The following is a 21,935-nucleotide window of genomic DNA, read 5'->3' as shown; positions in this document are numbered from 1 at the left end:
CGAATGTTACGCGTTTTCACGACGGCGGTCACGATCGCCACGGTCGCGATCACGGCCTGCCGGGCCCTGGTTGTCACTTTCGATCGCGCGACGCTCCGAAGCCATCGGATCGTGCTCAAGGATTTCGCCCTTGAAGATCCAGACCTTGATGCCGCAGATACCGAAAGCGGTTTCCGCTTCAGCCGTGCCGTAGTCGATGTCCGCACGCAGCGTGTGCAGCGGAACGCGACCTTCGCGGTACCATTCGGTACGAGCGATTTCGGCGCCACCGAGGCGGCCGGCGCAGGTGATCTTGATGCCTTCGGCGCCAAGACGCATGGCCGACTGAACAGCGCGCTTCATCGCACGGCGGAAAGCCACGCGGCGCTCGAGCTGCTGGGCAATCGACTGAGCGACGAGGGTCGCGTCGACTTCCGGCTTACGCACTTCAACGATGTTGAGGTGCGTTTCGGAGCTGGTCATCTCGGAAAGCTTCTTGCGGAGCTTCTCGATGTCAGCGCCCTTCTTGCCGATGATCAGGCCCGGACGAGCGGAGTGAATCGTGACGCGGCACTTCTTGTGCGGACGCTCGATTACCACCTTGGCGATGCCGGCAGCCTTCAGTTCTTCCATCAGGTAAGCGCGGATCTTCAGGTCTTCGTGAAGAAGCTGGCCGTATTCGGCGTTGTCCGCGAACCAGCGGCTGTCCCAGGTCCGGTTGATACCGAGACGGAAGCCGATCGGATTAATCTTCTGACCCATTATGCGGCCTCCCCTTTGGCTTCCACTTCACGGACGACGATCGTCAAGTGCGAGAACGGCTTTTCGACACGCGATGCACGGCCGCGACCACGAGCGTGGAAGCGCTTCATGACAATCGACTTGCCAACGTAAGCTTCTGCAACGACGAGCGAATCGACGTCGAGATCGTGGTTGTTCTCCGCGTTTGCGATGGCAGATTCAAGGGTCTTCTTGACCGTCTCTGCAATGCGCTTGCGGGAGAATTCCAGTTCGGCCAGAGCGCGATCGACCTTCTTGCCGCGGATCATCGCGGCAACCAGGTTGAGCTTCTGGGGGCTGACGCGGATCGTGCGCGCAACTGCCTGCGCCTCATTATCCTTCAGCCGGCGTTCGGCTTTTGCCTTGCCCATTGTTACTTCCTCTTTGCCTTCTTGTCCGCACCGTGACCGTAGTAGGTCCGGGTCGGAGAGAATTCACCAAACTTGTGGCCGACCATGTCTTCGTTGACGCTGACCGGAACGTGCTTGCTGCCGTTGTAGACGCCGAAGGTGAGACCGACAAACTGCGGAAGGATCGTGGAGCGGCGGCTCCAGATCTTGATCACTTCGTTGCGACCGCCTTCGCGGACCTTCTCAGCCTTCTTGAGAAGATAACCGTCAACGAACGGACCTTTCCATACTGAACGAGTCATTCGAGACTTCCTCTCTTACTTCTTCTTCTGGTGGCGCGAGCGCATGATGAACTTGTCGGTCGACTTGTTCGAGCGCGTACGCTTACCCTTCGTGGGCTTGCCCCACGGGGTAACCGGGTGACGACCACCCGAGGTACGGCCTTCACCACCGCCGTGCGGGTGGTCAACCGGGTTCATGACGACACCGCGAACGTGCGGCCTCTTGCCACGCCAACGCGAACGACCAGCCTTACCGTCATTGATGTTGCCGTGGTCGGGGTTCGACACGGCGCCGATCGAGGCGAGGCAGGAACCATGCACCAGGCGCTGTTCACCAGAGTTCAGGCGAAGGATCGCCATGCCCTGGTCGCGGCCAACGAGCTGTGCGTAGGTACCGGCGGAGCGAGCCATCTGGCCGCCCTTGCCCGGCTTCATTTCCACGTTGTGGATGATGGAGCCGACCGGGATGTACTGCAGCGGCATCGTGTTGCCGGGCTTCACGTCAACGGCCTTTTCCGAAGCGATGACCTTGTCGCCAGCAGCAAGGCGCTGCGGAGCGAGGATGTAGGCCTTTTCGCCGTCGGCGTAGTTGACGAGCGCGATGAACGCGGTGCGGTTCGGGTCGTATTCCAGACGCTCGACCGTGCCTTCAACGTCGAACTTGCGACGCTTGAAGTCCACCAGACGATAGGTGCGCTTGTGACCGCCGCCCTGGAAGCGAACGGTGATGCGACCGAGGTTGTTGCGACCGCCCTTGGAGGACAGGCCCTCGGTCAGCGCCTTCACCGGCTTGCCCTTGTAGAGGCCGGACCGGTCAACGATGACCAGCTGGCGCTGGCTCGGGGTCGTCGGATTGAAACTTTTCAATGCCATTTTCTTGTTCCCTTTTGGGTTTTTACCCTAATGGGCCTATCCGTTAGAGACCGGTGGAGACGTCGATGGACTGACCGTCGGCGAGCGTAATGACCGCCTTCTTCACGTCCTTCTGCTTTCCGGCAAAGCCGCGGAAACGCTTCGTCTTGCCCTTGCGGACCAGCGTGTTCACGGCCGTAACCTTGACGCCGAACAGAGCTTCGACTGCAGCCTTGATTTCAGGCTTCGAAGCGTCCTTGGCGACGTTGAAGACGACCTGGTTCTGTTCGGAAACCAGCGTCGACTTTTCAGTGATCGAGGGGGACACGATCACGTCGTAGTGGCGAAGATCCGTCATTTGAACCGCTCCTCCAGAGCTTCCACGGCAGCCTTGGAAAGCACGAGCTTGCCACGGCGCAGAATGTCGTAAACGTTGATGCCCTGAACCGGCAGAACGTCCACGTTCGGGATGTTCTGGGCTGCGAGCTTGAAGTTGTTCTCGATCTCGGCGCCGCCGATGATGAGAGCGTTGGTGAGGCCGAGCGACGCGAATACGCCGGCGAGAGCCTTCGTCTTGGCTTCCTTGGCAACGAGATCGTCGATGACGATGATCTCTTCAGCCTTCAGCTTGGCCGAGAGCGCATGGCGCAGGCCGAGGGCGCGAACCTTCTTCGGCAGGTCATGGGCGTGGCTGCGAACAACCGGGCCATGAGCCTTGCCACCGCCGCGGAACTGCGGAGCACGAGCGGAGTGGTGGCGGGCGCGGCCCGTACCCTTCTGCTTGTACATCTTGGCGCCGGTGCGGGACACTTCAGCGCGGCCCTTGGCCTTGTGCGTGCCCTGCTGCTTCTTGGCGAGCTGCCAGCGAACGACGCGGGCAATGATGTCTTCACGGGGTTCGAGGCCGAAAATGGCGTCAGAAAGAGAAACCTTTCCTGCGTCCTTGCCCTCGAGGGTTTTGACGTTGAGATCCATTATTCGGCTCCCTTACTTCGATGCTTCGGCGCGCACAGCGGCCGGACGCGGAGCGCCTTCCGGGGTGCCCGACTTGATGGCGTCACGAACGACGATCCAGGCACCCTTGGAGCCGGGGACAGCGCCCTTGACCAGGATCAGACCGCGGTCTTCATCGGTCGATACGACTTCGAGGTTCTGAGTGGTGACGCGCGTCTGGCCCATGTGACCAGCCATGCGCTTGCCCTTCCAAACGCGGCCCGGGTCCTGGTTGGAACCGGTAGAACCATGCGAACGGTGCGATACGGAAACGCCGTGCGTTGCACGCAGACCGCCGAAGTTGTGGCGCTTGATGGCGCCGGCAAAGCCCTTACCGATCGTGGTACCGGTGACGTCGACGAGCTGACCGGCGACGAAATGGTTCGCCGTCAGTTCTGCACCGATGTCGATCAGGTTGTCCGCGGAAACGCGGAACTCGACGAGCTTCGCCTTCGGCTCGACGTTGGCAGCAGCAAAGTGGCCGCGCATCGCCTTCGGCGTGTTCTTGACCTTGGAGCGGCCAGCACCGAGCTGGACAGCAACGTAGCCGTTCTTTTCTTCCGTACGCTGGGCAACCACCTGGCAGCTTTCCAGCTTCAAAACTGTAACCGGGATATGCTCACCGGCGTCGTTATAGACGCGGGTCATTCCCACTTTCTGTGCAATCACACCTGAACGCATTGGTTCATTCCTCTTGAGAGTTAGTGACGGAGCAAGCCCCTTCACATCTCTGGTTTAAGGTTTCCTCGAGATCATCCGATCTTGAGGTCGCCCGTTTTTGGAAGCCGTTGGACCGAGGTCCACGTACCTTCCTTGTTTATTAAAGCTTGATTTCCACGTCGACGCCGGCAGCCAGGTCGAGCTTCATCAGCGCGTCAACGGTCTGCGGGGTCGGGTCTACGATATCGAGAAGGCGCTTGTGGGTGCGCATTTCGAACTGTTCACGGCTCTTCTTGTCGACGTGCGGCGAGCGGTTGACCGTAAACTTTTCAATGCGCGTCGGCAGCGGTACGGGACCGCGCACGCTTGCACCGGTACGCTTTGCAGTCGACACGATTTCGCGCGTCGAGGCGTCGAGGATCCGGTGATCAAACGCCTTGAGGCGGATGCGGATGTTCTGGCCGTTCATACGACTTATCCTTGTTCAGGTTACTTGCGGTTTCCGTGGAAAAACACGCAGTGAACTTCGTTTAATTTCGGCCAGTCCGCTAACTTTTCAAAGATCGGAGGGACAGGGTTTCCCCTGCCCCTTCCTATTTGAGCGGCCGTGGCCGGCCTGTCTTTCTGTGAGCGCACAACGTCGAAGCACCGTGCAAATCACGCGTGGGCGCCATTTGCACTATTTCGTCGTCTTCGGCAAGCCGTGCGACCAACTAAATCTTTCGGGGCGGGTATGTCCAAGGCGCATAGCACATGCGCCTTGTGTCTTCCCGCCCTCAGTCTCGTCGATTACTCGACGATCGAGGCAACGATGCCTGCGCCGACGGTACGGCCGCCTTCGCGGATTGCGAAGCGCAGCTTTTCTTCCATCGCGATCGGAACGATCAGCTCAACGGCAACGGTGACGTTGTCGCCCGGCATAACCATTTCCGTGCCTTCCGGCAGCGTCACGATGCCCGTCACGTCCGTCGTGCGGAAGTAGAACTGCGGACGGTAGTTGGTGAAGAACGGCGTATGACGGCCGCCTTCTTCCTTCGTCAGGATGTAGGCTTCAGCCATGAACTTCTTGTGCGGCTTGACCGAACCCGGCTTGCACAGGATCTGGCCACGCTCGACGCCGTCACGGTTAACACCACGGATCAGCGCGCCGATGTTGTCGCCGGCCTGGCCCTGGTCGAGCAGCTTGCGGAACATTTCAACGCCCGTAACCGTCGTCTTCGACGTGTCGCGGATGCCGACGATTTCGACTTCTTCGCCGACCTTGACGATGCCGCGCTCAACGCGACCGGTCACAACCGTACCACGGCCCGAGATCGAGAACACGTCTTCGATCGGCATCAGGAACGGCTGGTCGATCGGACGCTCAGGCGTCGGGATGTAGGCGTCAACAGCTGCCATCAGCTCGCGGATCGCGTCTTCGCCGATCTTCTTGTCCGAATCTTCCAGAGCAGCAAGAGCCGAGCCCTTGATGATCGGAATGTCGTCGCCCGGGAATTCGTAGGACGACAGAAGTTCGCGAACTTCCAGCTCGACGAGCTCGAGAAGCTCGGCGTCGTCAACCTGGTCGACCTTGTTGAGGAACACGACGATTGCCGGAACGCCAACCTGACGAGCGAGCAGGATGTGCTCGCGGGTCTGCGGCATCGGGCCGTCAGCAGCCGAGCAAACCAGGATCGCGCCGTCCATCTGCGCTGCACCGGTGATCATGTTCTTGACGTAGTCGGCGTGGCCGGGGCAGTCAACGTGAGCGTAGTGACGGTTCGGCGTCTCATACTCAACGTGCGCCGTCGAAATCGTGATACCACGGGCCTTTTCTTCCGGAGCAGCGTCGATCTGGTCGTACGCCTTGAACTCGCCGAAGTACTTCGTGATCGCTGCGGTCAGCGACGTCTTGCCATGGTCAACGTGGCCAATCGTGCCAATGTTAACGTGCGGCTTGTTGCGCTCAAATTTGCTCTTTGCCATTTCCGGCTCTCCGTTTTCTATCCCCTACCGGGGAAAACTTTTAACTTCTGTCAGCGTCTTGGTATTCCGGTCACTTCTGACCGGAATACTTCGCCTGGATTTCCTGCGCGACGTTCGACGGAACCGGCGCGTAGTGATCGAAGGTCATCGTGTACTGCGCACGGCCCTGAGACATGGAGCGCAGGTTGTCGACGTACTTGAACATGTTCGCCAGCGGAACGTTTGCGTTGATCACAACGGCAACGCCACGCGATTCCTGGCCCTGGATCTGGCCACGGCGGGAGTTCAGGTCGCCGATAACGTCGCCGACGTAGTCTTCCGGCGTTACGACTTCGACCTTCATCATCGGCTCGAGAAGCTGTGCACCAGCCTTCTTGGCCGCTTCGCGGAAGCAAGCACGCGATGCGATTTCGAAGGCGAGAACCGACGAGTCGACGTCGTGGAATGCACCGTCGATGAGCGTCGCCTTGACGCCGAGCATCGGGAAGCCAGCGAGCGGACCCGAAGACAGAACGCTTTCGATACCCTTCTGAACGCCCGGGATGTATTCCTTCGGAACAGCACCACCGACGATCTTGGATTCGAAGACGAAATCTTCGCCATCCGGGTTCGGTTCGAACACGATCTTGACGCGCGCGAACTGACCGGTACCACCGGACTGCTTCTTGTGCGTGTAGTCTTCTTCGTGCTGACGCGTGATGGTTTCGCGGTAGGCAACCTGCGGAGCACCGACGTTGGCTTCAACCTTGAACTCGCGACGCATACGGTCGACGATGATGTCGAGGTGAAGTTCGCCCATGCCAGCAATAATCGTCTGGCCGGATTCCTGGTCGGTCTTGACGCGGAACGACGGGTCTTCAGCTGCCAGGCGGTTGAGCGCGAGGCCCATCTTTTCCTGGTCGCCCTTGGACTTCGGCTCGATCGCGATCTGGATGACCGGCTCCGGGAATTCCATGCGCTCGAGGATAACCGGCTTCAGCGGATCGCAAAGCGTGTCACCCGTGGTGGTTTCCTTGAGACCGGCAAGAGCAACGATGTCGCCTGCGAAGGCTTCTTCGATGTCTTCACGCGAGTTCGAGTGCATCTGCAGCATACGGCCGACGCGCTCGCGCTTGTCCTTGACCGTGTTCATGACAGACGAGCCCTTTTCGAGCTTGCCCGAGTAGATGCGTGCGAAGGTCAGCGAACCGACGAAGGGGTCGTTCATGATCTTGAACGCGAGCATCGAAAGCGGCTCGGCGTCGTCAGCGTGACGCTCGATCTCGGCTTCGGTCTTGGCGTCGATGCCCTTGATCGCCGGAATGTCGAGCGGCGACGGCAGGTAATCGACAACCGCGTCGAGAAGCGGCTGAACGCCCTTGTTCTTGAACGCGGTACCGCAGAACATCGGGTGGAACTTCACGTCGATGGTGCCGCGGCGAACGAGTTCGCGGATCTTGTCGTTCGAGGGCATGTTGCCTTCGAGGTAGGCTTCCATCGCGGCTTCGTCGATCTCGACAACGGTCTCGATCAGCTTCTCGCGATATTCTTCGGCCTTGTCCTTCATGTCGTCCGGAATCTCGACGACGTCCCACTGGGCGCCGAGCGATTCGTCGCGCCAGACGAGAGCGTTCATCTCGACCAGGTCGATAACACCCTTGAACTCGGTTTCAGCGCCGATCGGCAGCTGCATGACGACGGCGATCGCGCCCAGACGGGTCTTGATCATCTCGACCGAGCGGTAGAAGTCCGCGCCGGTCTTGTCCATCTTGTTGCAGAAGATCATGCGCGGAACGTTGTACTTTTCCGCCTGACGCCAGACGGTTTCCGTCTGCGGCTCAACACCGGCGTTGGCGTCGAGCAGCGCGATGGCGCCGTCGAGAACGCGCAGCGAACGCTCGACTTCGATGGTGAAGTCAACGTGGCCGGGGGTGTCGATGATGTTGAAGCGGCGAGCCTTGCCGTCACGACCCTTCCAGAAGGTGGTCGTCGCAGCAGACGTGATCGTGATGCCGCGTTCCTGTTCCTGCTCCATCCAGTCCATGGTAGCGGCGCCGTCGTGGACTTCGCCGATCTTGTGGGACTTGCCGGTGTAGTAGAGGATGCGCTCGGTCGTCGTGGTCTTGCCGGCGTCGATGTGCGCCATGATACCGAAGTTACGGTAATCTTCGATTTTGTATTCGCGTGCCATAGTGGACTGCCTCTTGAGACGTTCGCGCCAGAATTACCAGCGATAGTGCGAGAACGCACGGTTGGCATCAGCCATCTTGTGCGTGTCTTCGCGCTTCTTCACGGCGCTACCACGGTTGTTCGCTGCGTCCATGAGTTCGCCGCAGAGGCGATCAACCATGGTCGTTTCGTTGCGCTTGCGTGCAGCCGTGATCAGCCAACGGATGGCGAGAGCCTGGCGACGCTCCGGACGAACGTCGACCGGAACCTGGTAGGTTGCACCACCAACGCGACGCGAACGCACTTCAACGTGCGGCGCGATGTTGTCGAGCGCGGAATGGAATACAGCGATCGGCTCCTGCTTCAGCTTGGCCTGAACCGCATCGAACGCACCGTAAACGATGGTTTCAGCGACCGACTTCTTGCCGTGCAGCATGATCGCATTCATGAACTTCGTGACAACCAGATCACCGAACTTCGGATCCGGGTTGATCTCACGCTTTTCTGCTCTATGACGTCTGGACATACTTCTCGTCTCTTCAAACTATTTAGCGCTCTACCACGCGGAGGACCTCGCGCAGCGCCGGGATTTTCAAAACCGAATTACTTCGGACGCTTCGCACCGTACTTCGAACGGCGCTGCTTGCGGTTCTTGACGCCCTGGGTATCGAGAACACCGCGGATGATGTGATAACGAACACCCGGAAGGTCCTTAACGCGGCCGCCACGGATCATCACGACCGAGTGTTCCTGAAGGTTGTGGCCTTCACCCGGAATGTAGCCGATGACTTCGAAGCCGTTCGTCAGACGAATCTTGGCAACCTTACGCAGAGCCGAGTTCGGCTTCTTCGGGGTCGTCGTGTAAACGCGGGTGCAAACGCCACGCTTCTGCGGGTTTTCCTGCAGAGCAGGAACCTTGTTGCGCTTTACCTGTGCCTGACGAGGCTTACGGATCAGCTGGTTTACGGTAGGCATATACCCATCCCTTGCAAAATCTTGTCACATTACCCTTGCGGGCGGATCGTTGCCGTCGCCGGCAGTTTCGAACGCCTCATGAAATGCGCAAAACAAGGGCCGATCCGCCTTTTCCGCAGATGGCCCCAAATAAAGCAGAGGACGCACTATTTCGTGCGTCGTGCGTGCAGCATTGTAGTCGTCAGCGTGCGTTTCGAACCTTGTTTGAGGCGAACTTCAGAACGCGACGTTCCGAACCAGCCAGCCTCACATGGGCTCCGATGCGGCGGGGTGTACTGATTTCAAGGCGAACAGTCAAGGGCAATTAAGAAATATTCCCGGACGCGTGCGCCCGGCATGCCTGAAAAACAAGGCTTTTGCACATGGTTTGGCGCCTGGCGCCCGCCTCATCTGCCCTTCTGTGCCCGGAGTGTCTGACGGGATTAAGGAATCGGCAACCACTTTGTGGGGGTTTTCCACGATGATCGACTCGCTCTCAACGGAAGCGTCCGCGCGGCATTGCATTTCCATCGCGCTGATTCAAAAAGGAAGCTAAGGTCGCACCAAACCCATTCGAAAGGAAACAAAATGGCCGTCACCCCAGACAACGACAATGCCCCGGACGAGCCGATGGTGTTCATCATCATCGGCAAGGCCTACGAGACCGACGGCGATGAGGACGGCGTGGACATTCACGTAATGCTGAAGGCGCCCGACGACGATACCGCGGTACGCGAAGCGCTCAACGCGCTTGCAGAAGAAGGTTTTCTCGAGGCCGACCTGGACCAGATCGGCACATTGACCGACGTTCCGAGCGAAGAGCCGCACGCGTCCGCCTATCAGGGTGCGCTCGAAGGCGAAGTCGCAATCATCCGCTTCAGCTGAGACGCTGCAAGACAGCCCATCGCACCAGCTCCCAAGACCGTATTTGCAAAAGAAGAAGCCGCCGAGATCGCTCTCGGCGGCTTCTTCTTTTGTGAGGTTGGAGGGCGAACACGCCCTCCCCCATTATTCGGCTGCCGCGTTCTCGCTTGCGAGATCGGCGAGCATCGGCGTTGCCACGTCTGCACCGGTGCCGCGACGACGCTCTTCCAGGATCATTTCGTCGCGCGCGGTTGCGATGCGACGGATCTGGGTCATCGTGCCGCCGGTACCGGCCGGGATCAGACGGCCGACGATGACGTTTTCCTTCAGACCCTGCAGGCCGTCGGTCTTGCCGGCGATTGCGGCTTCCGTCAGGACCTTCGTGGTCTCCTGGAACGACGCTGCCGAGATGAACGACGGCGTCTGCAGCGAGGCCTTGGTGATGCCGAGCAGGACCGGATCGCCGTAAGCCGGCTTCTTGCCCTGTTCGATCAGGCCGTCGTTGACGTCTTCGAGCTCGATGCGGTCGACGTTGTCGCCGACGATGTAGGTCGAGTCACCGGCGTCGGTGATTTCAACCTTCTGCAGCATCTGACGGACGATCACCTCGATGTGCTTGTCGTTGATGACAACGCCCTGCAGTCGGTAGACTTCCTGGATTTCGTTGACCAGGTAGGAAGCAAGTGCTTCCACGCCCTTGATCGCCAGGATGTCGTGCGGCGCCGGGTTGCCGTCGAGGATGTAGTCGCCCTTTTCGATGTAGTCGCCATCCTGAAGATGGAAGGGCTTGCCCTTCGGGATCAGGTATTCGACCGGCTCGACACCGTCTTCCGCCGGCTCGATCAGAACGCGACGCTTGTTCTTGTAGTCGCGGCCGAAGCGGATCGTACCATCGATCTCGGCGATGATGGCGTGATCCTTCGGACGACGTGCTTCGAACAGTTCGGCAACGCGCGGCAGACCACCGGTGATGTCCTTGGTCTTGGCGCTTTCGAGCGGCGAACGTGCAAGCACGTCACCCTGCGAAACCTTCGTGCCCGGTTCGACCGACAGAATGGCGTCAACCGAAAGCATGAAGCGGGCGTCGCCACCACGCGACAGCTTCATGACTGCGCCGTTCTTGTCCTTGATGACGATCGCCGGCTTCAGGTCCGTACCGCGCGGCGTCGAACGCCAATCGATAACCTGACGCTTGGTGATGCCGGTGGACTCGTCGGTCGCTTCCAGAACCGAGATGCCGTCGACGACGTCTTCGAAGTGAACGGTACCTTCCACTTCCGTCATCATCGGACGGGTGTAGGGGTCCCATTCGGCGAGACGCTGACCGCGCTTCACCTTGTCGCCGTCGTCGACGAAGATCTTCGAACCGTAGGCAACGCGCTGCGAGGACCGCTCGACGCCACGTTCATCCAGGATCTGGACGGCCATGTTACGACCCATGGCGACGAGAACGCCGTCAGAGTTGCGCAGCATGTTGCGGTTCTTGATCTGGACCGTACCTTCGTAGGACGCTTCCAGGAACGACTGGTCAACCACGGTCGCCGTACCACCCAAGTGGAAGGTACGCATGGTGAGCTGGGTGCCCGGTTCACCGATCGACTGTGCGGCGATAACGCCAACCGCTTCGCCCATGTTGACCGGCGTACCACGAGCCAGGTCGCGGCCGTAGCAGACGCCGCAAACGCCCGTCTGGATTTCGCAGGTCAGCGCCGAGCGGATGCGGATCGACTGAATACCGGCCTTCTCGATCTCGATGACATCCGGTTCAAGGATCATCCGGCCGGCGTCGACGATGCGAGCGCCCGTGACCGGGTGATCGATGTCGTCCAGAGCCGTACGGCCGAGAATACGAGCGCCAAGCGAAGCCACGACCTGACCGGCATCGACGATCGCCGTCATGGTGAGGCCCTTGTCGGTGCCGCAATCGACGGAGTTGACGATGCAATCCTGCGCGACGTCGACGAGACGGCGGGTCAGGTAACCGGAGTTCGCGGTCTTCAAGGCGGTGTCTGCCAGACCCTTACGGGCACCGTGGGTCGAGTTGAAGTACTCGTTAACGGTCAGGCCTTCCTTGAAGTTCGAGATGATCGGCGTCTCGATGATTTCGCCCGACGGCTTGGCCATGAGGCCACGCATGCCGCCCAGCTGGCGCATCTGGTTCGGAGAACCACGAGCACCCGAGTGCGACATCATGTAGATCGAGTTCATCGGCTTCTGGCGACCATTGTCGTCGAACTCGACCGCCTTGATGCGGGCCATCATTTCTTCGGCGACCTTTTCGGTCGCCTTGCCCCAGGCGTCGACAACCTTGTTGTACTTTTCGCCCTGGGTGATGAGGCCGTCATTGTACTGCTGCTCGTATTCCTTCACGAGCGCTTCAGTGTCGCCGACGATCTTCACCTTGGTGTCCGGAATGACCATGTCGTCCTTGCCGAACGAAATGCCGGCGCGGCAGGCATGGGCGAAGCCGAGCTGCATGATGCGGTCGCAGAAGATGACCGTGTCCTTCTGGCCGCAATGACGGTAGACCGTGTCGATCATCTTGGAGATGTTCTTCTTGGTCATTTCCTGGTTGCAGGTGTCGAACGGCACGTTGACGTTGCGCGGCAGCAGCTCGCCGATGATCATGCGGCCAGGCGTGGTTTCATAGATCTTCGTAACCGGGTTGCCCTCGGCGTCGACGGTCTTGAAGCGGCCACGGATCTTGGCGTGCAGCGTCACGGCCTTGGTTTCGAGCGCGTGGTGCAGCTCGCCCATGTCCGAGAACGCCATGCCTTCGCCCGGCTCGTTCTGGTTCAGGATCGACAAGTAGTAGAGACCGAGAACCATGTCCTGCGACGGAACGATGATCGGCGCGCCGTTTGCCGGGTGCAGAATGTTGTTGGTCGACATCATCAGCACGCGGGCTTCGAGCTGAGCTTCGAGCGACAGCGGCACGTGAACGGCCATCTGGTCACCGTCGAAGTCGGCGTTGAAGGCCGTGCAGACGAGCGGGTGCAGCTGGATCGCCTTGCCTTCGACCAGGGTCGGTTCGAAGGCCTGGATGCCCAGGCGGTGCAGCGTCGGCGCACGGTTCAGGAGAACCGGGTGCTCGCGGATGACCTCGTCGAGGATATCCCAGACTTCCGGCTTTTCCTTTTCGACGAGCTTCTTTGCCTGCTTGACGGTGGACGAGAAGCCCTTGGCGTCAAGACGCGCGTAGATGAACGGCTTGAACAGCTCGAGCGCCATCTTCTTCGGCAGGCCGCACTGGTGCAGCTTCAGCTCCGGGCCGGTCACGATGACCGAACGGCCGGAATAGTCGACGCGCTTGCCGAGCAGGTTCTGACGGAAGCGGCCCTGCTTGCCCTTGAGCATGTCGGACAGCGACTTCAGCGGACGCTTGTTGGCGCCGGTGATGACGCGGCCACGACGGCCGTTGTCGAACAGCGCATCGACAGATTCCTGCAGCATGCGCTTTTCGTTGCGGATGATGATGCCCGGGGCGCGCAGTTCGATCAGGCGCTTCAGACGGTTGTTACGGTTGATGACGCGGCGATAGAGATCGTTCAGATCCGACGTCGCGAAGCGGCCACCGTCGAGCGGCACGAGCGGACGCAGATCCGGGGGAATCACCGGAACGACCTTCATGATCATCCATTCCGGGCGGTTGCCGGAATCCATGAAGTTCTCGACGATCTTCAGCCGCTTCATCAGCTTCTTCTGCTTCAGATCCGAGGTCGTCTCAGCGAGCTCGGCGCGCAGGTCGCCGGCGATCTTTTCCAGGTTCATTGAAGCGAGCATTTCGTAGATCGCTTCGGCGCCGATCATGGCGGTGAACTGGTCTTCGCCGAACTCGTCGACGGCGAGCATGTAGTCTTCTTCGCTGAGGAGCTGGTTTTCCTTCAGCGACGTCAGACCCGGCTCGGTGACGATGTAGTTTTCGAAGTACAGAACGCGCTCGACATCCTTCAGCGTCATGTCGAGCAGCGTCGAAATGCGGCTCGGCAGCGACTTCAGGAACCAGATGTGGGCAACGGGAGCGGCGAGCTCGATGTGGCCCATGCGCTCACGGCGAACGCGCGACAACGTCACTTCGACGCCGCACTTTTCGCAGATGATGCCCTTGTACTTCATGCGCTTGTACTTGCCGCACAGGCACTCGTAGTCCTTGATCGGTCCAAAGATGCGCGCGCAGAACAGACCGTCGCGTTCCGGCTTGAACGTGCGGTAGTTGATCGTCTCCGGCTTCTTGATCTCACCGTAAGACCAGGAAAGAATCTTCTCCGGCGAGGCGATCGAAATCCGAATGGAATCGAAGGTCTGTGCAGGCACCTGCGGATTGAAAAGATTCATGACCTCTTGGTTCATGCCTGTCTCCTTTACGGGCTTTACGCCCTGAGCTTGGCGAGGGTGCCGACAAATCCCGGGCGCCGGCCCCTGCCCCATAAACAGCTAAAACCGCATTGGCTGCGGCTTCGTTCCTGCCGGAGACGTCAGCGTCTCCCGGCGGAAACGGTGCGCGCCGCATGAGCGGCACGCACCTTGGGTCTCTTTACTCGGCTGCGTCGGGCAACTGCGCCGCGCCAGCCTCGTCGACCTTCGAGTTTTCCAGCTCGACCGAAAGGCCCAGCGAGCGCATTTCCTTGACGAGAACGTTGAAGCTCTCCGGAATGCCCGCTTCGAAGGTATCGTCGCCACGGACGATCGCTTCGTAGACCTTCGTACGACCGGCAACGTCGTCCGACTTGACCGTCAGCATTTCCTGCAGGGTGTAGGCGGCGCCGTACGCTTCGAGCGCCCAGACCTCCATTTCCCCGAAGCGCTGACCGCCGAACTGCGCCTTACCACCGAGCGGCTGCTGGGTGACGAGCGAGTACGGACCGATCGAACGGGCGTGGATCTTGTCGTCGACCAAGTGGTTGAGCTTCAACATGTAGATGTAGCCCACGGTCACCTGGCGGTCGAACTGATCGCCGGTACGGCCGTCATAGAGCGTCGACTGACCGGTCACCTTCAGACCTGCCTGCTCCAGCATCTCGTTGACGTCGGCTTCGACAGCACCGTCGAAGACCGGCGTTGCGATCGAAACGCCGCGACGGGTCTGCTCGGCCAGGCGCACGATCGACTCGTCGTCGTACTGCTTGATCGGCTCACCCTTCGGGCCCGACCCGATGACGCTGTCGATGGTGTCGCGCAGCGGCTGGATATCGGCACCTGCCTTGTAGGCGTCGAGCATCGCGCCGATCTTCTGACCCATGCCGGCGCAAGCCCAGCCAAGGTGGGTTTCGAGGATCTGGCCGACGTTCATGCGCGAAGGCACGCCGAGCGGGTTCAGAACGACGTCGACATGCGTGCCGTCTTCCAGGAACGGCATGTCTTCGATCGGTACGATACGCGACACAACGCCCTTGTTGCCGTGACGGCCGGCCATCTTGTCACCCGGCTGGATCTTGCGCTTCACAGCGACGAAGACCTTGACCATCTTCATGACGCCCGGAGGCATTTCGTCGCCGCGCTGGACCTTCTCGACCTTGTCCATGAAGCGCTGTTCGAGGCGCGACTTGGATTCGTCGTACTGGGCGCGCAGAGCTTCGATCTCGCCCTGAGCCTTTTCGTCTTCGACGGCGAACATCCACCACTGCGAGCGGGGGTATTCGCTGACGACGAGGTTCGAAAGCTCGGTGCCCTTCTTGAAGCCCTTCGGGCCGGCAACGGCCGTGTGGCCACGCAGCATGTCGACGAGACGGGCGTAGACGTTGCGGTCCAGGATCGCCTGTTCGTCGTCGCGGTCCTTGGCGAGGCGTTCGATTTCCTCGCGCTCGATCGCCATCGCGCGCTCGTCCTTCTCAACGCCGTGGCGGTTGAAGACGCGAACTTCGACGACGGTACCGAAGGTGCCCGGGGGCATGCGCATCGAGGTGTCGCGAACGTCGGAGGCCTTTTCACCGAAGATGGCGCGCAGAAGCTTTTCTTCCGGCGTCATCGGGCTTTCGCCCTTCGGCGTGATCTTGCCGACGAGGATGTCACCCGGCTGAACCTCTGCACCGATATAAACGATACCGGCTTCGTCAAGGTTGCGCAGCGCTTCTTCCGAAACGTTCGGAATGTCGCGGGTGATTTCTTCCGGACCCAGCTTGGTGTCACGCGCCATCACTTCGAATTCTTCGATGTGGATGGAGGTGAACACGTCGTCGCGCACGATCCGCTCGGAGAGCAGGATCGAGTCTTCGTAGTTGTAGCCGTTCCACGGCATGAACGCGACGAGCGCGTTGCGGCCGAGAGCCAGGTCACCGAGGTCGGTCGACGGACCGTCAGCGATGATGTCACCCTTGTTCAGGATGTCACCGACGGTGACCAGCGGGCGCTGGTTGACGCAGGTGTTCTGGTTCGAGCGCTGGAACTTCTGCAGACGGTAGATATCGACGCCCGACTTCGACGGATCGAGGTCTTCGGTGGCGCGGATAACGATACGCGTCGCGTCAACCTGGTCGACGACACCGCCACGACGGGCTGCAATAGCAGCGCCGGAGTCACGGGCAACGACCGGCTCCATGCCGGTACCGACGAACGGTGCTTCGGCGCGCAGCAGCGGCACGGCCTGACGCTGCATGTTCGAGCCCATCAGTGCGCGGTTGGCGTCGTCGTTCTCGAGGAACGGGATGAGCGCCGCTGCGACCGAAACGAGCTGCTTCGGCGAAACGTCCATCAGGTTGATGTTGTCGCGCGGCGCCAGCATAACTTCGCCGGCGTGACGGCAAACAACGAACTCTTCAGCGAACGAGCCATCGTTCTCGAGAACCGAGTTTGCCTGGGCAACGTGGTACTTCGCCTCTTCCATTGCGGAGAGATAGACGACGTCGTTCGTCACCTTGCCGTCAACGATCTTGCGGTACGGGCTTTCGATGAAGCCGTACTTGTTGACGCGGGCAAAGGTTGCAAGCGAGTTGATCAGACCGATGTTCGGGCCTTCCGGCGTTTCGATCGGGCAAATACGGCCGTAGTGGGTCGGGTGAACGTCGCGGACTTCGAAGCCGGCGCGCTCGCGGGTCAGACCACCCGGGCCAAGAGCCGAAAGACGGCGCTTGTGGGTGATTTCCGAAAGCGGGTTCACCTGGTCCATGAACTGCGACAGCTGCGAGGAGCCGAAGAACTCGCGAACGGCGGCCGCAGCCGGCTTCGCGTTGATCAGGTCCTGCGGCATGACCGTGTCGATTTCGATCGAGGACATGCGTTCCTTGATCGCGCGCTCCATGCGGAGCAGGCCGAGACGGTACTGGTTCTCCATGAGTTCGCCAACCGAACGAACACGGCGGTTGCCGAGGTTGTCGATGTCGTCGATCTCGCCCTTGCCGTCACGCAGCTCGACGAGCATCTTGACGACAGCCAGGATGTCTTCCTTGCGCAGGATGCGCACGGTGTCGGCAACTTCGAGGTCGAGACGCATGTTCATCTTGACGCGACCGACGGCCGAAAGGTCGTAGCGCTCGGCATCGAAGAACAGCGTGTTGAACATGGCTTCCGCGGAATCCATGGTCGGCGGTTCACCCGGACGCATGACGCGGTAGATGTCGAACAGGGCGTCCTGACGGTTCTCGTTCTTGTCTACGGTCAGCGTGTTGCGGATGTAGGCGCCGACATTGATGTGGTCGATGTCGAGAACCGGGATCTCGTCGAAACCAGCCGAGAGGATGACCGGAAGGGTCTTCTCGTCGATTTCGTCGCCGGCTTCGAGATAGATCTCGCCGGTGCTGTAGTTGACGACGTCTTCGGCAAGGTAGTTGCCGTAGAGGTCATCATTGGTCGCCTTGAGCGCCTTCAGGCCCTTTTCCTGCAGCTGGCGCAGCAGACGCGGGGTCAGCTTCTTGCCGGCTTCGACAACGACTTCGCCGCTGTCGGCGTCGACCATCTCGGTGATGGCCTTCTGGCCCTTAAGGGCGTCCGGCTGGAACGGCACGCGCCAGCCTTCGCCGTCGCGCTGGTAGAGCGACTTCGTGTAGAAGGTGTCGAGGATTTCCTCGCCGTCCATTCCGAGCGCCATCAACAGCGACGTCACCGGAATCTTGCGGCGACGGTCGATACGGGCATGAACGATATCCTTGGCATCGAACTCGATGTCGAGCCAGGAACCGCGGTAAGGAATGACACGGGCCGCAAACAGCAGCTTGCCCGACGAGTGGCTCTTGCCCTTGTCGTGGTCGAAGAACACGCCCGGCGAACGGTGCATCTGCGAAACGATGACGCGCTCGGTGCCGTTGACGATGAAGGTACCGTTGTCGGTCATGAGCGGCATGTCGCCCATGTAGACGTTCTGTTCCTTGATGTCCTTGATCGACTTCGCGCCGGTATCCTCGTCGATATCGAACACGATGAGGCGCAGCGTCACCTTGAGCGGCGCTGCGTAGGTCAGATCGCGCTGACGGCATTCTTCGACGTCGAACTTCGGCGGCTCGAATTCGTACGAAACGAATTCAAGCATCGATGCGCCCGAGAAGTCCTTGATCGGGAAAACGGACTTGAAAACAGCTTGGAGCCCTTCATCAGGGCGACCGCCCTTGGGCTCTTCAACCATCAGAAACTGGTCGTAGGATGCCTTCTGAACCTCGATGAGGTTCGGCATTTCTGCGACTTCTGGAATTTTACCAAAAAACTTGCGTACGCGCCTGCGACCGTTAAACGAAAGGGTCTGAGCCATCGTCGCTCCTTGTCAATCTTGCATCCGGGCCTGCAACGGACGGGAACCGATGGCCAGTCGACCCCGTCAATCAATGAGTAGTTCAATCTCGTCCAACCAACGAAAAACGCTCAGCGCGGATTGCTGTGCTGCCTTCCGTTCGAGACCATCCTCTTGAAGAACCCATTACCCAAAAGCCGTTTTTCGACAGGCTTTTGGGTAATATGTTCTAAAAACGGTCAAAGAGAGGCGGCCTGAAAAGGCCACCTCCCCTTGCATGTAGCCGAATTACTTGACGTCAACCTTGGCGCCAGCGTCTTCGAGCTTCTTCTTGAGGTCAGCAGCTTCAGCCTTGGAAACTGCTTCCTTAACCGGCTTCGGAGCGCCTTCGACCAGGTCCTTGGCTTCCTTGAGGCCGAGGCCGGTGATGCCGCGAACTTCCTTGATGACGTTGATCTTGTTGGCGCCAGCGTCAACGAGGATAACGTCAAACTCGGTCTTTTCTTCTTCAGCAGCAGCCGGAGCAGCAGCGCCGCCAGCAGCAGCGACAGCTACCGGAGCAGCAGCCGAAACGCCCCACTTCTCTTCGAGCAGCTTGGAAAGCTCAGCAGCTTCCAGAACGGTCAGCGAGGAGAGGTCTTCAACGATCTTTGCGAGATCAGCCATTTTACTTTTCCTTTTGTTCGGTTCGAACTGGTTTTAAATACAACAGCGAAAATCCGCCTTAGGCGGCTTCGTCCTTCTTGGCATAGGCCGAGAACACGCGAGCAAGCTGGCTTGCCGGTGCCTGAACAACCGTTGCGACGCGGGTTGCCGGGGCATTGAGAAGGCCCAGCAGCTTTGCGCGCAGCTCGTCGAGCGAAGGCAGGGTCGCAAGCGACTTGACTGCTTCGGCGTTGAGCGTGGTCGTGCCCATGGCGCCACCGAGAACAACGAGCTTGTCGTTGGTCTTGGCGAAATCCATGACAACCTTAGGAGCCGTGATCGGGTCTTCGCTGTATGCGATCAGCGTCTGACCCTTGAAGAGATTGGTCATCCCTTCCGACTCGGTGCCCTGAAGAGCGATCTTGGCCAGGCGGTTTTTCGCGACTTTGACGGTGCCGCCAGCAGCGCGCATCTTCGAACGGAAGTCGTTCATCTGCGCAACTGTGACACCAGCATAGTGGGCCACGACAACCGAACCGGAAGCCTTGAAGACTTCGTTCAGCTCCGTGACGAATTCGCGTTTTTCCGCTCTTTCCACTGTCTGTCTCCAGTAGACAGGGTTGCAATAATGCAGCCCCATCGGGTTTGCCTTTGTCACCCGAGATCGAGCTCGATCCCTGATAACGCTTAAGGATCCTGTCCCTTGGCGTTCCCGGAAGAGCCGGGTCTGACACAAGGCAAGCGAGGTTCGAACCGAATTTCGACGCCTCCGGCGTCATGGCGAAATTCAGATCTTACCCGTCTCATGCAGGCCGAAGTGATTAAGGTATAACCACCCGCAATCTCGGACAGGAGTTCCGGATCGAAATCCGGATTTCCGGCCCCGAAGGGCCGGAAACTCTTTCTCGGGCCGAAGCCCGAAAATTCTTTAGGCGACGCTGAGCGTGGCCGGGTCGATCTTGAGACCCGGGCCCATGGTCGACGAAATCGCGACGCGCTTGACGTAGTTGCCCTTGGCGCCGGTCGGCTTTGCCTTGATCACTGCGTCAGCGAAAGCACGGATGTTTTCTTCCAGTGCCTTGGCGTCGAAGGACGCCTTGCCGATGCCAGCGTGAACGATACCGGCCTTCTCGACGCGGAACTCAACGGCGCCGCCCTTGGAAGCCTTGACGGCACCAGCGACATCCATCGTAACCGTGCCAACCTTCGGGTTCGGCATCATGCCACGCGGGCCGAGAACCTTACCGAGGCGACCGACGAGCGGCATCATGTCCGGGGTGGCGATGCAGCGATCGAAATCGATCTTGCCGCCCTGGACGATTTCGACAAGCTCTTCTGCGCCAACGACGTCAGCACCAGCAGCCTTGGCTTCGTCAGCCTTGGCGCCACGTGCGAAAACGGCGACGCGAACCGAGCGGCCGGTGCCGTTCGGCAGGTTGACAACGCCGCGGACCATCTGGTCAGCGTGGCGCGGGTCAACGCCGAGGTTCATCGCAACTTCGACGGTTTCGTCGAACTTGGCAGTTGCGCGTTCCTTGACCATCGAGACGGCTTCGGTAAGACCGTAGATCTTCGTCGGGTCAACGCCCTCGCGGGACTTCTGTACTCGCTTTGCAATCTTCGCCATGGTCTTAGCCTACCACTTCCAGGCCCATAGCGCGGGCAGAGCCCTCGATCATGGCCATTGCGCCTTCGATATCGGCGGCATTGAGATCCTTCATCTTGGCTTCGGCGATCGACTTGATCTGAGCCTTGGTGAGCTTGCCAGCCGAACCGCCCTTGCCGGGGGTCTTCGAGCCGGACTGGATCTTTGCTTCCTTCTTCAGGAAGTAGCTGACCGGCGGCTGCTTCATGACGAAGGTGAAGGACTTGTCCTGGTAATAGGTGATGACGACCGGGATCGGCATACCCTTTTCCATTTCCTGCGTGGCGGCATTGAACGCCTTGCAGAATTCCATGATGTTAATGCCACGCTGACCGAGCGCAGGACCGATCGGCGGAGACGGATTGGCCGCCCCAGCCTTCACCTGCAGCTTGAGCTGGCCTGCAACTTTCTTAGCCATTTCTCTCTGCCTTTCTAAAATCCCCTCGCGACGGATCGCTCCAGGGACCTGTTATGCCAGTTACCCGGCTCTTGCCGACCTCAATGGCCGGCGGCTGCGGTTGCGTGGTACGGAACATCCGACCCGGCTAAGGCCGGCATCCTTCCACGCGCATGCGGATTTCTCCGCCAGAATGGGCCTAAACCCACCCTATCCTTTTAAGGCCTTATCAGACCTTCTCGACCTGACCGTATTCCAGCTCGACCGGGGTCGCGCGGCCGAAGATCGAAACTTCGACCTTGAGGCGCGAACGCTCTTCGTCGACATCCTGAACGACGCCGTTGAACGAGGCGAACGGACCGTCGGAGACGCGAACCTGCTCGCCGATCTCGAACGAGACCGAAGGCTTCGGACGCTCGACGCCATCCTGGACCTGACCGAGGATGCGCTCGGCTTCATGGTCCGGAATCGGAACCGGCTTGCTGTCGGTACCGAGGAAACCGGTCACCTTCGGCGTGTTCTTGATGAGATGGAAAGCCTCATCCGTCAGGTTGGCGCGAACCAGAACGTAGCCCGGGAAGAACTTGCGCTCGGCGTCAACCTTGCGACCGCGACGCACTTCGACAACCTTCTCGGTCGGCACGAGAATCTTCTCGAACAGGTGCTCGAGACCCTTCTGCTTGGCCTTTTCCTCGATCGATTCAGCGACCTTCTTTTCGAAGTTCGAATAGGCGTGAACAATGTACCAGCGCGCAGCCATACTAGCCTC

Annotated in this window: 20 protein-coding genes; 1 reads left to right on the top strand and 19 read right to left on the bottom strand. The window is 59.8% G+C overall.

Translation table 11 applies throughout. The features are described from left to right. Positions 1–6: 6 nt before the first annotated feature. The 12 genes from rpsC to rpsL all read right to left on the bottom strand — a co-directional run bounded on the left by rpsC (position 7) and on the right by rpsL (position 8,983). Positions 7–741, bottom strand: coding sequence for a 30S ribosomal protein S3 (gene rpsC, locus IB279_RS07320; RefSeq protein ID WP_034795537.1), 735 nt, complete (start codon positions 739–741; stop codon positions 7–9). Then, positions 741–1,130, bottom strand: coding sequence for a 50S ribosomal protein L22 (gene rplV / locus IB279_RS07315; protein WP_034795534.1), 390 nt, complete (start codon positions 1,128–1,130; stop codon positions 741–743). The genes rpsC and rplV overlap by 1 nt, the downstream gene beginning before the upstream one ends. 2 nt (positions 1,131–1,132) lie before the next feature. Further along, positions 1,133–1,411, bottom strand: coding sequence for a 30S ribosomal protein S19 (rpsS, locus tag IB279_RS07310; protein ID WP_018239488.1), 279 nt, complete (start codon positions 1,409–1,411; stop codon positions 1,133–1,135). 15 nt (positions 1,412–1,426) lie between these two features. Continuing rightward, positions 1,427–2,263: a 50S ribosomal protein L2 gene (rplB, locus tag IB279_RS07305; protein ID WP_192339133.1), complete on the bottom strand. Its 837-nt coding sequence runs from the start codon at positions 2,261–2,263 to the stop codon at positions 1,427–1,429. 43 nt (positions 2,264–2,306) lie between these two features. Beyond that, on the bottom strand, positions 2,307–2,600 hold the full coding sequence (locus tag IB279_RS07300; RefSeq protein WP_034795524.1) for a 50S ribosomal protein L23: 294 nt from the start codon (positions 2,598–2,600) through the stop codon (positions 2,307–2,309). Next, on the bottom strand, positions 2,597–3,217 hold the full coding sequence (gene rplD, locus IB279_RS07295; protein WP_034795521.1) for a 50S ribosomal protein L4: 621 nt from the start codon (positions 3,215–3,217) through the stop codon (positions 2,597–2,599). Before rplD ends, IB279_RS07300 begins: the two co-directional genes overlap by 4 nt. A gap of 12 nt (positions 3,218–3,229) precedes the next feature. Beyond that, the gene (gene rplC / locus IB279_RS07290) at positions 3,230–3,916 is read right to left on the bottom strand and encodes a 50S ribosomal protein L3 (RefSeq protein WP_034795518.1); all 687 of its coding nucleotides are present in this window, start codon (positions 3,914–3,916) and stop codon (positions 3,230–3,232) included. Between the two features lie 139 nt (positions 3,917–4,055). Further along, positions 4,056–4,364, bottom strand: a complete 309-nt coding sequence (gene rpsJ / locus IB279_RS07285) for a 30S ribosomal protein S10 (RefSeq protein ID WP_003507767.1) — start codon at positions 4,362–4,364, stop codon at positions 4,056–4,058. Between the two features lie 320 nt (positions 4,365–4,684). After that, a complete protein-coding gene (gene tuf, locus IB279_RS07280) occupies positions 4,685–5,860 on the bottom strand; it encodes an elongation factor Tu (protein ID WP_034795467.1) in 1,176 nt (391 codons plus the stop codon). Between the two features lie 70 nt (positions 5,861–5,930). Then, positions 5,931–8,030, bottom strand: coding sequence for an elongation factor G (gene fusA / locus IB279_RS07275; RefSeq protein ID WP_034795515.1), 2,100 nt, complete (start codon positions 8,028–8,030; stop codon positions 5,931–5,933). A gap of 33 nt (positions 8,031–8,063) precedes the next feature. Then, complete coding sequence (rpsG, locus tag IB279_RS07270; RefSeq protein ID WP_034795512.1) at positions 8,064–8,534, bottom strand: 30S ribosomal protein S7; 471 nt, start codon at positions 8,532–8,534, stop codon at positions 8,064–8,066. 77 nt (positions 8,535–8,611) lie between these two features. Then, entirely contained in the window at positions 8,612–8,983 is a 372-nt protein-coding gene (rpsL, locus tag IB279_RS07265; protein WP_003507760.1) for a 30S ribosomal protein S12, read from the bottom strand. A 567-nt stretch (positions 8,984–9,550) separates the two neighbouring features. Here rpsL and IB279_RS07260 point away from each other — a divergent pair. After that, positions 9,551–9,847, top strand: a complete 297-nt coding sequence (locus tag IB279_RS07260) for a hypothetical protein (RefSeq protein ID WP_034795498.1) — start codon at positions 9,551–9,553, stop codon at positions 9,845–9,847. Positions 9,848–9,970: 123 nt separating this feature from the next. Here IB279_RS07260 and rpoC read toward each other — a convergent pair whose 3' ends face one another. The 7 genes from rpoC to nusG all read right to left on the bottom strand — a co-directional run bounded on the left by rpoC (position 9,971) and on the right by nusG (position 21,926). Continuing rightward, positions 9,971–14,176, bottom strand: coding sequence for a DNA-directed RNA polymerase subunit beta' (gene rpoC / locus IB279_RS07255; protein WP_192339132.1), 4,206 nt, complete (start codon positions 14,174–14,176; stop codon positions 9,971–9,973). Between the two features lie 184 nt (positions 14,177–14,360). Continuing rightward, entirely contained in the window at positions 14,361–18,500 is a 4,140-nt protein-coding gene (rpoB, locus tag IB279_RS07250) for a DNA-directed RNA polymerase subunit beta (protein WP_113188497.1), read from the bottom strand. Between the two features lie 267 nt (positions 18,501–18,767). Continuing rightward, on the bottom strand, positions 18,768–19,145 hold the full coding sequence (gene rplL, locus IB279_RS07245; RefSeq protein ID WP_034795489.1) for a 50S ribosomal protein L7/L12: 378 nt from the start codon (positions 19,143–19,145) through the stop codon (positions 18,768–18,770). Between the two features lie 58 nt (positions 19,146–19,203). Further along, positions 19,204–19,722: a 50S ribosomal protein L10 gene (rplJ, locus tag IB279_RS07240; RefSeq protein WP_034795485.1), complete on the bottom strand. Its 519-nt coding sequence runs from the start codon at positions 19,720–19,722 to the stop codon at positions 19,204–19,206. Positions 19,723–20,052: 330 nt separating this feature from the next. Next, entirely contained in the window at positions 20,053–20,751 is a 699-nt protein-coding gene (gene rplA, locus IB279_RS07235; RefSeq protein ID WP_034795482.1) for a 50S ribosomal protein L1, read from the bottom strand. Positions 20,752–20,755: 4 nt separating this feature from the next. Then, positions 20,756–21,187, bottom strand: a complete 432-nt coding sequence (rplK, locus tag IB279_RS07230; protein WP_034795479.1) for a 50S ribosomal protein L11 — start codon at positions 21,185–21,187, stop codon at positions 20,756–20,758. 208 nt (positions 21,188–21,395) lie between these two features. Further along, positions 21,396–21,926, bottom strand: coding sequence for a transcription termination/antitermination protein NusG (gene nusG / locus IB279_RS07225; RefSeq protein WP_034795476.1), 531 nt, complete (start codon positions 21,924–21,926; stop codon positions 21,396–21,398). Between the last annotated feature and the right edge of the window lie 9 nt (positions 21,927–21,935).

Origin of the sequence: Ensifer sp. ENS06 (assembly GCF_014852205.1) — a bacterium.
In the GTDB taxonomy this organism is placed as follows: domain Bacteria; phylum Pseudomonadota; class Alphaproteobacteria; order Rhizobiales; family Rhizobiaceae; genus Ensifer; species Ensifer adhaerens.
Note: the sequence above shows the minus strand (reverse complement) of the source record. Positions and strands in the feature narration are given on the sequence as shown.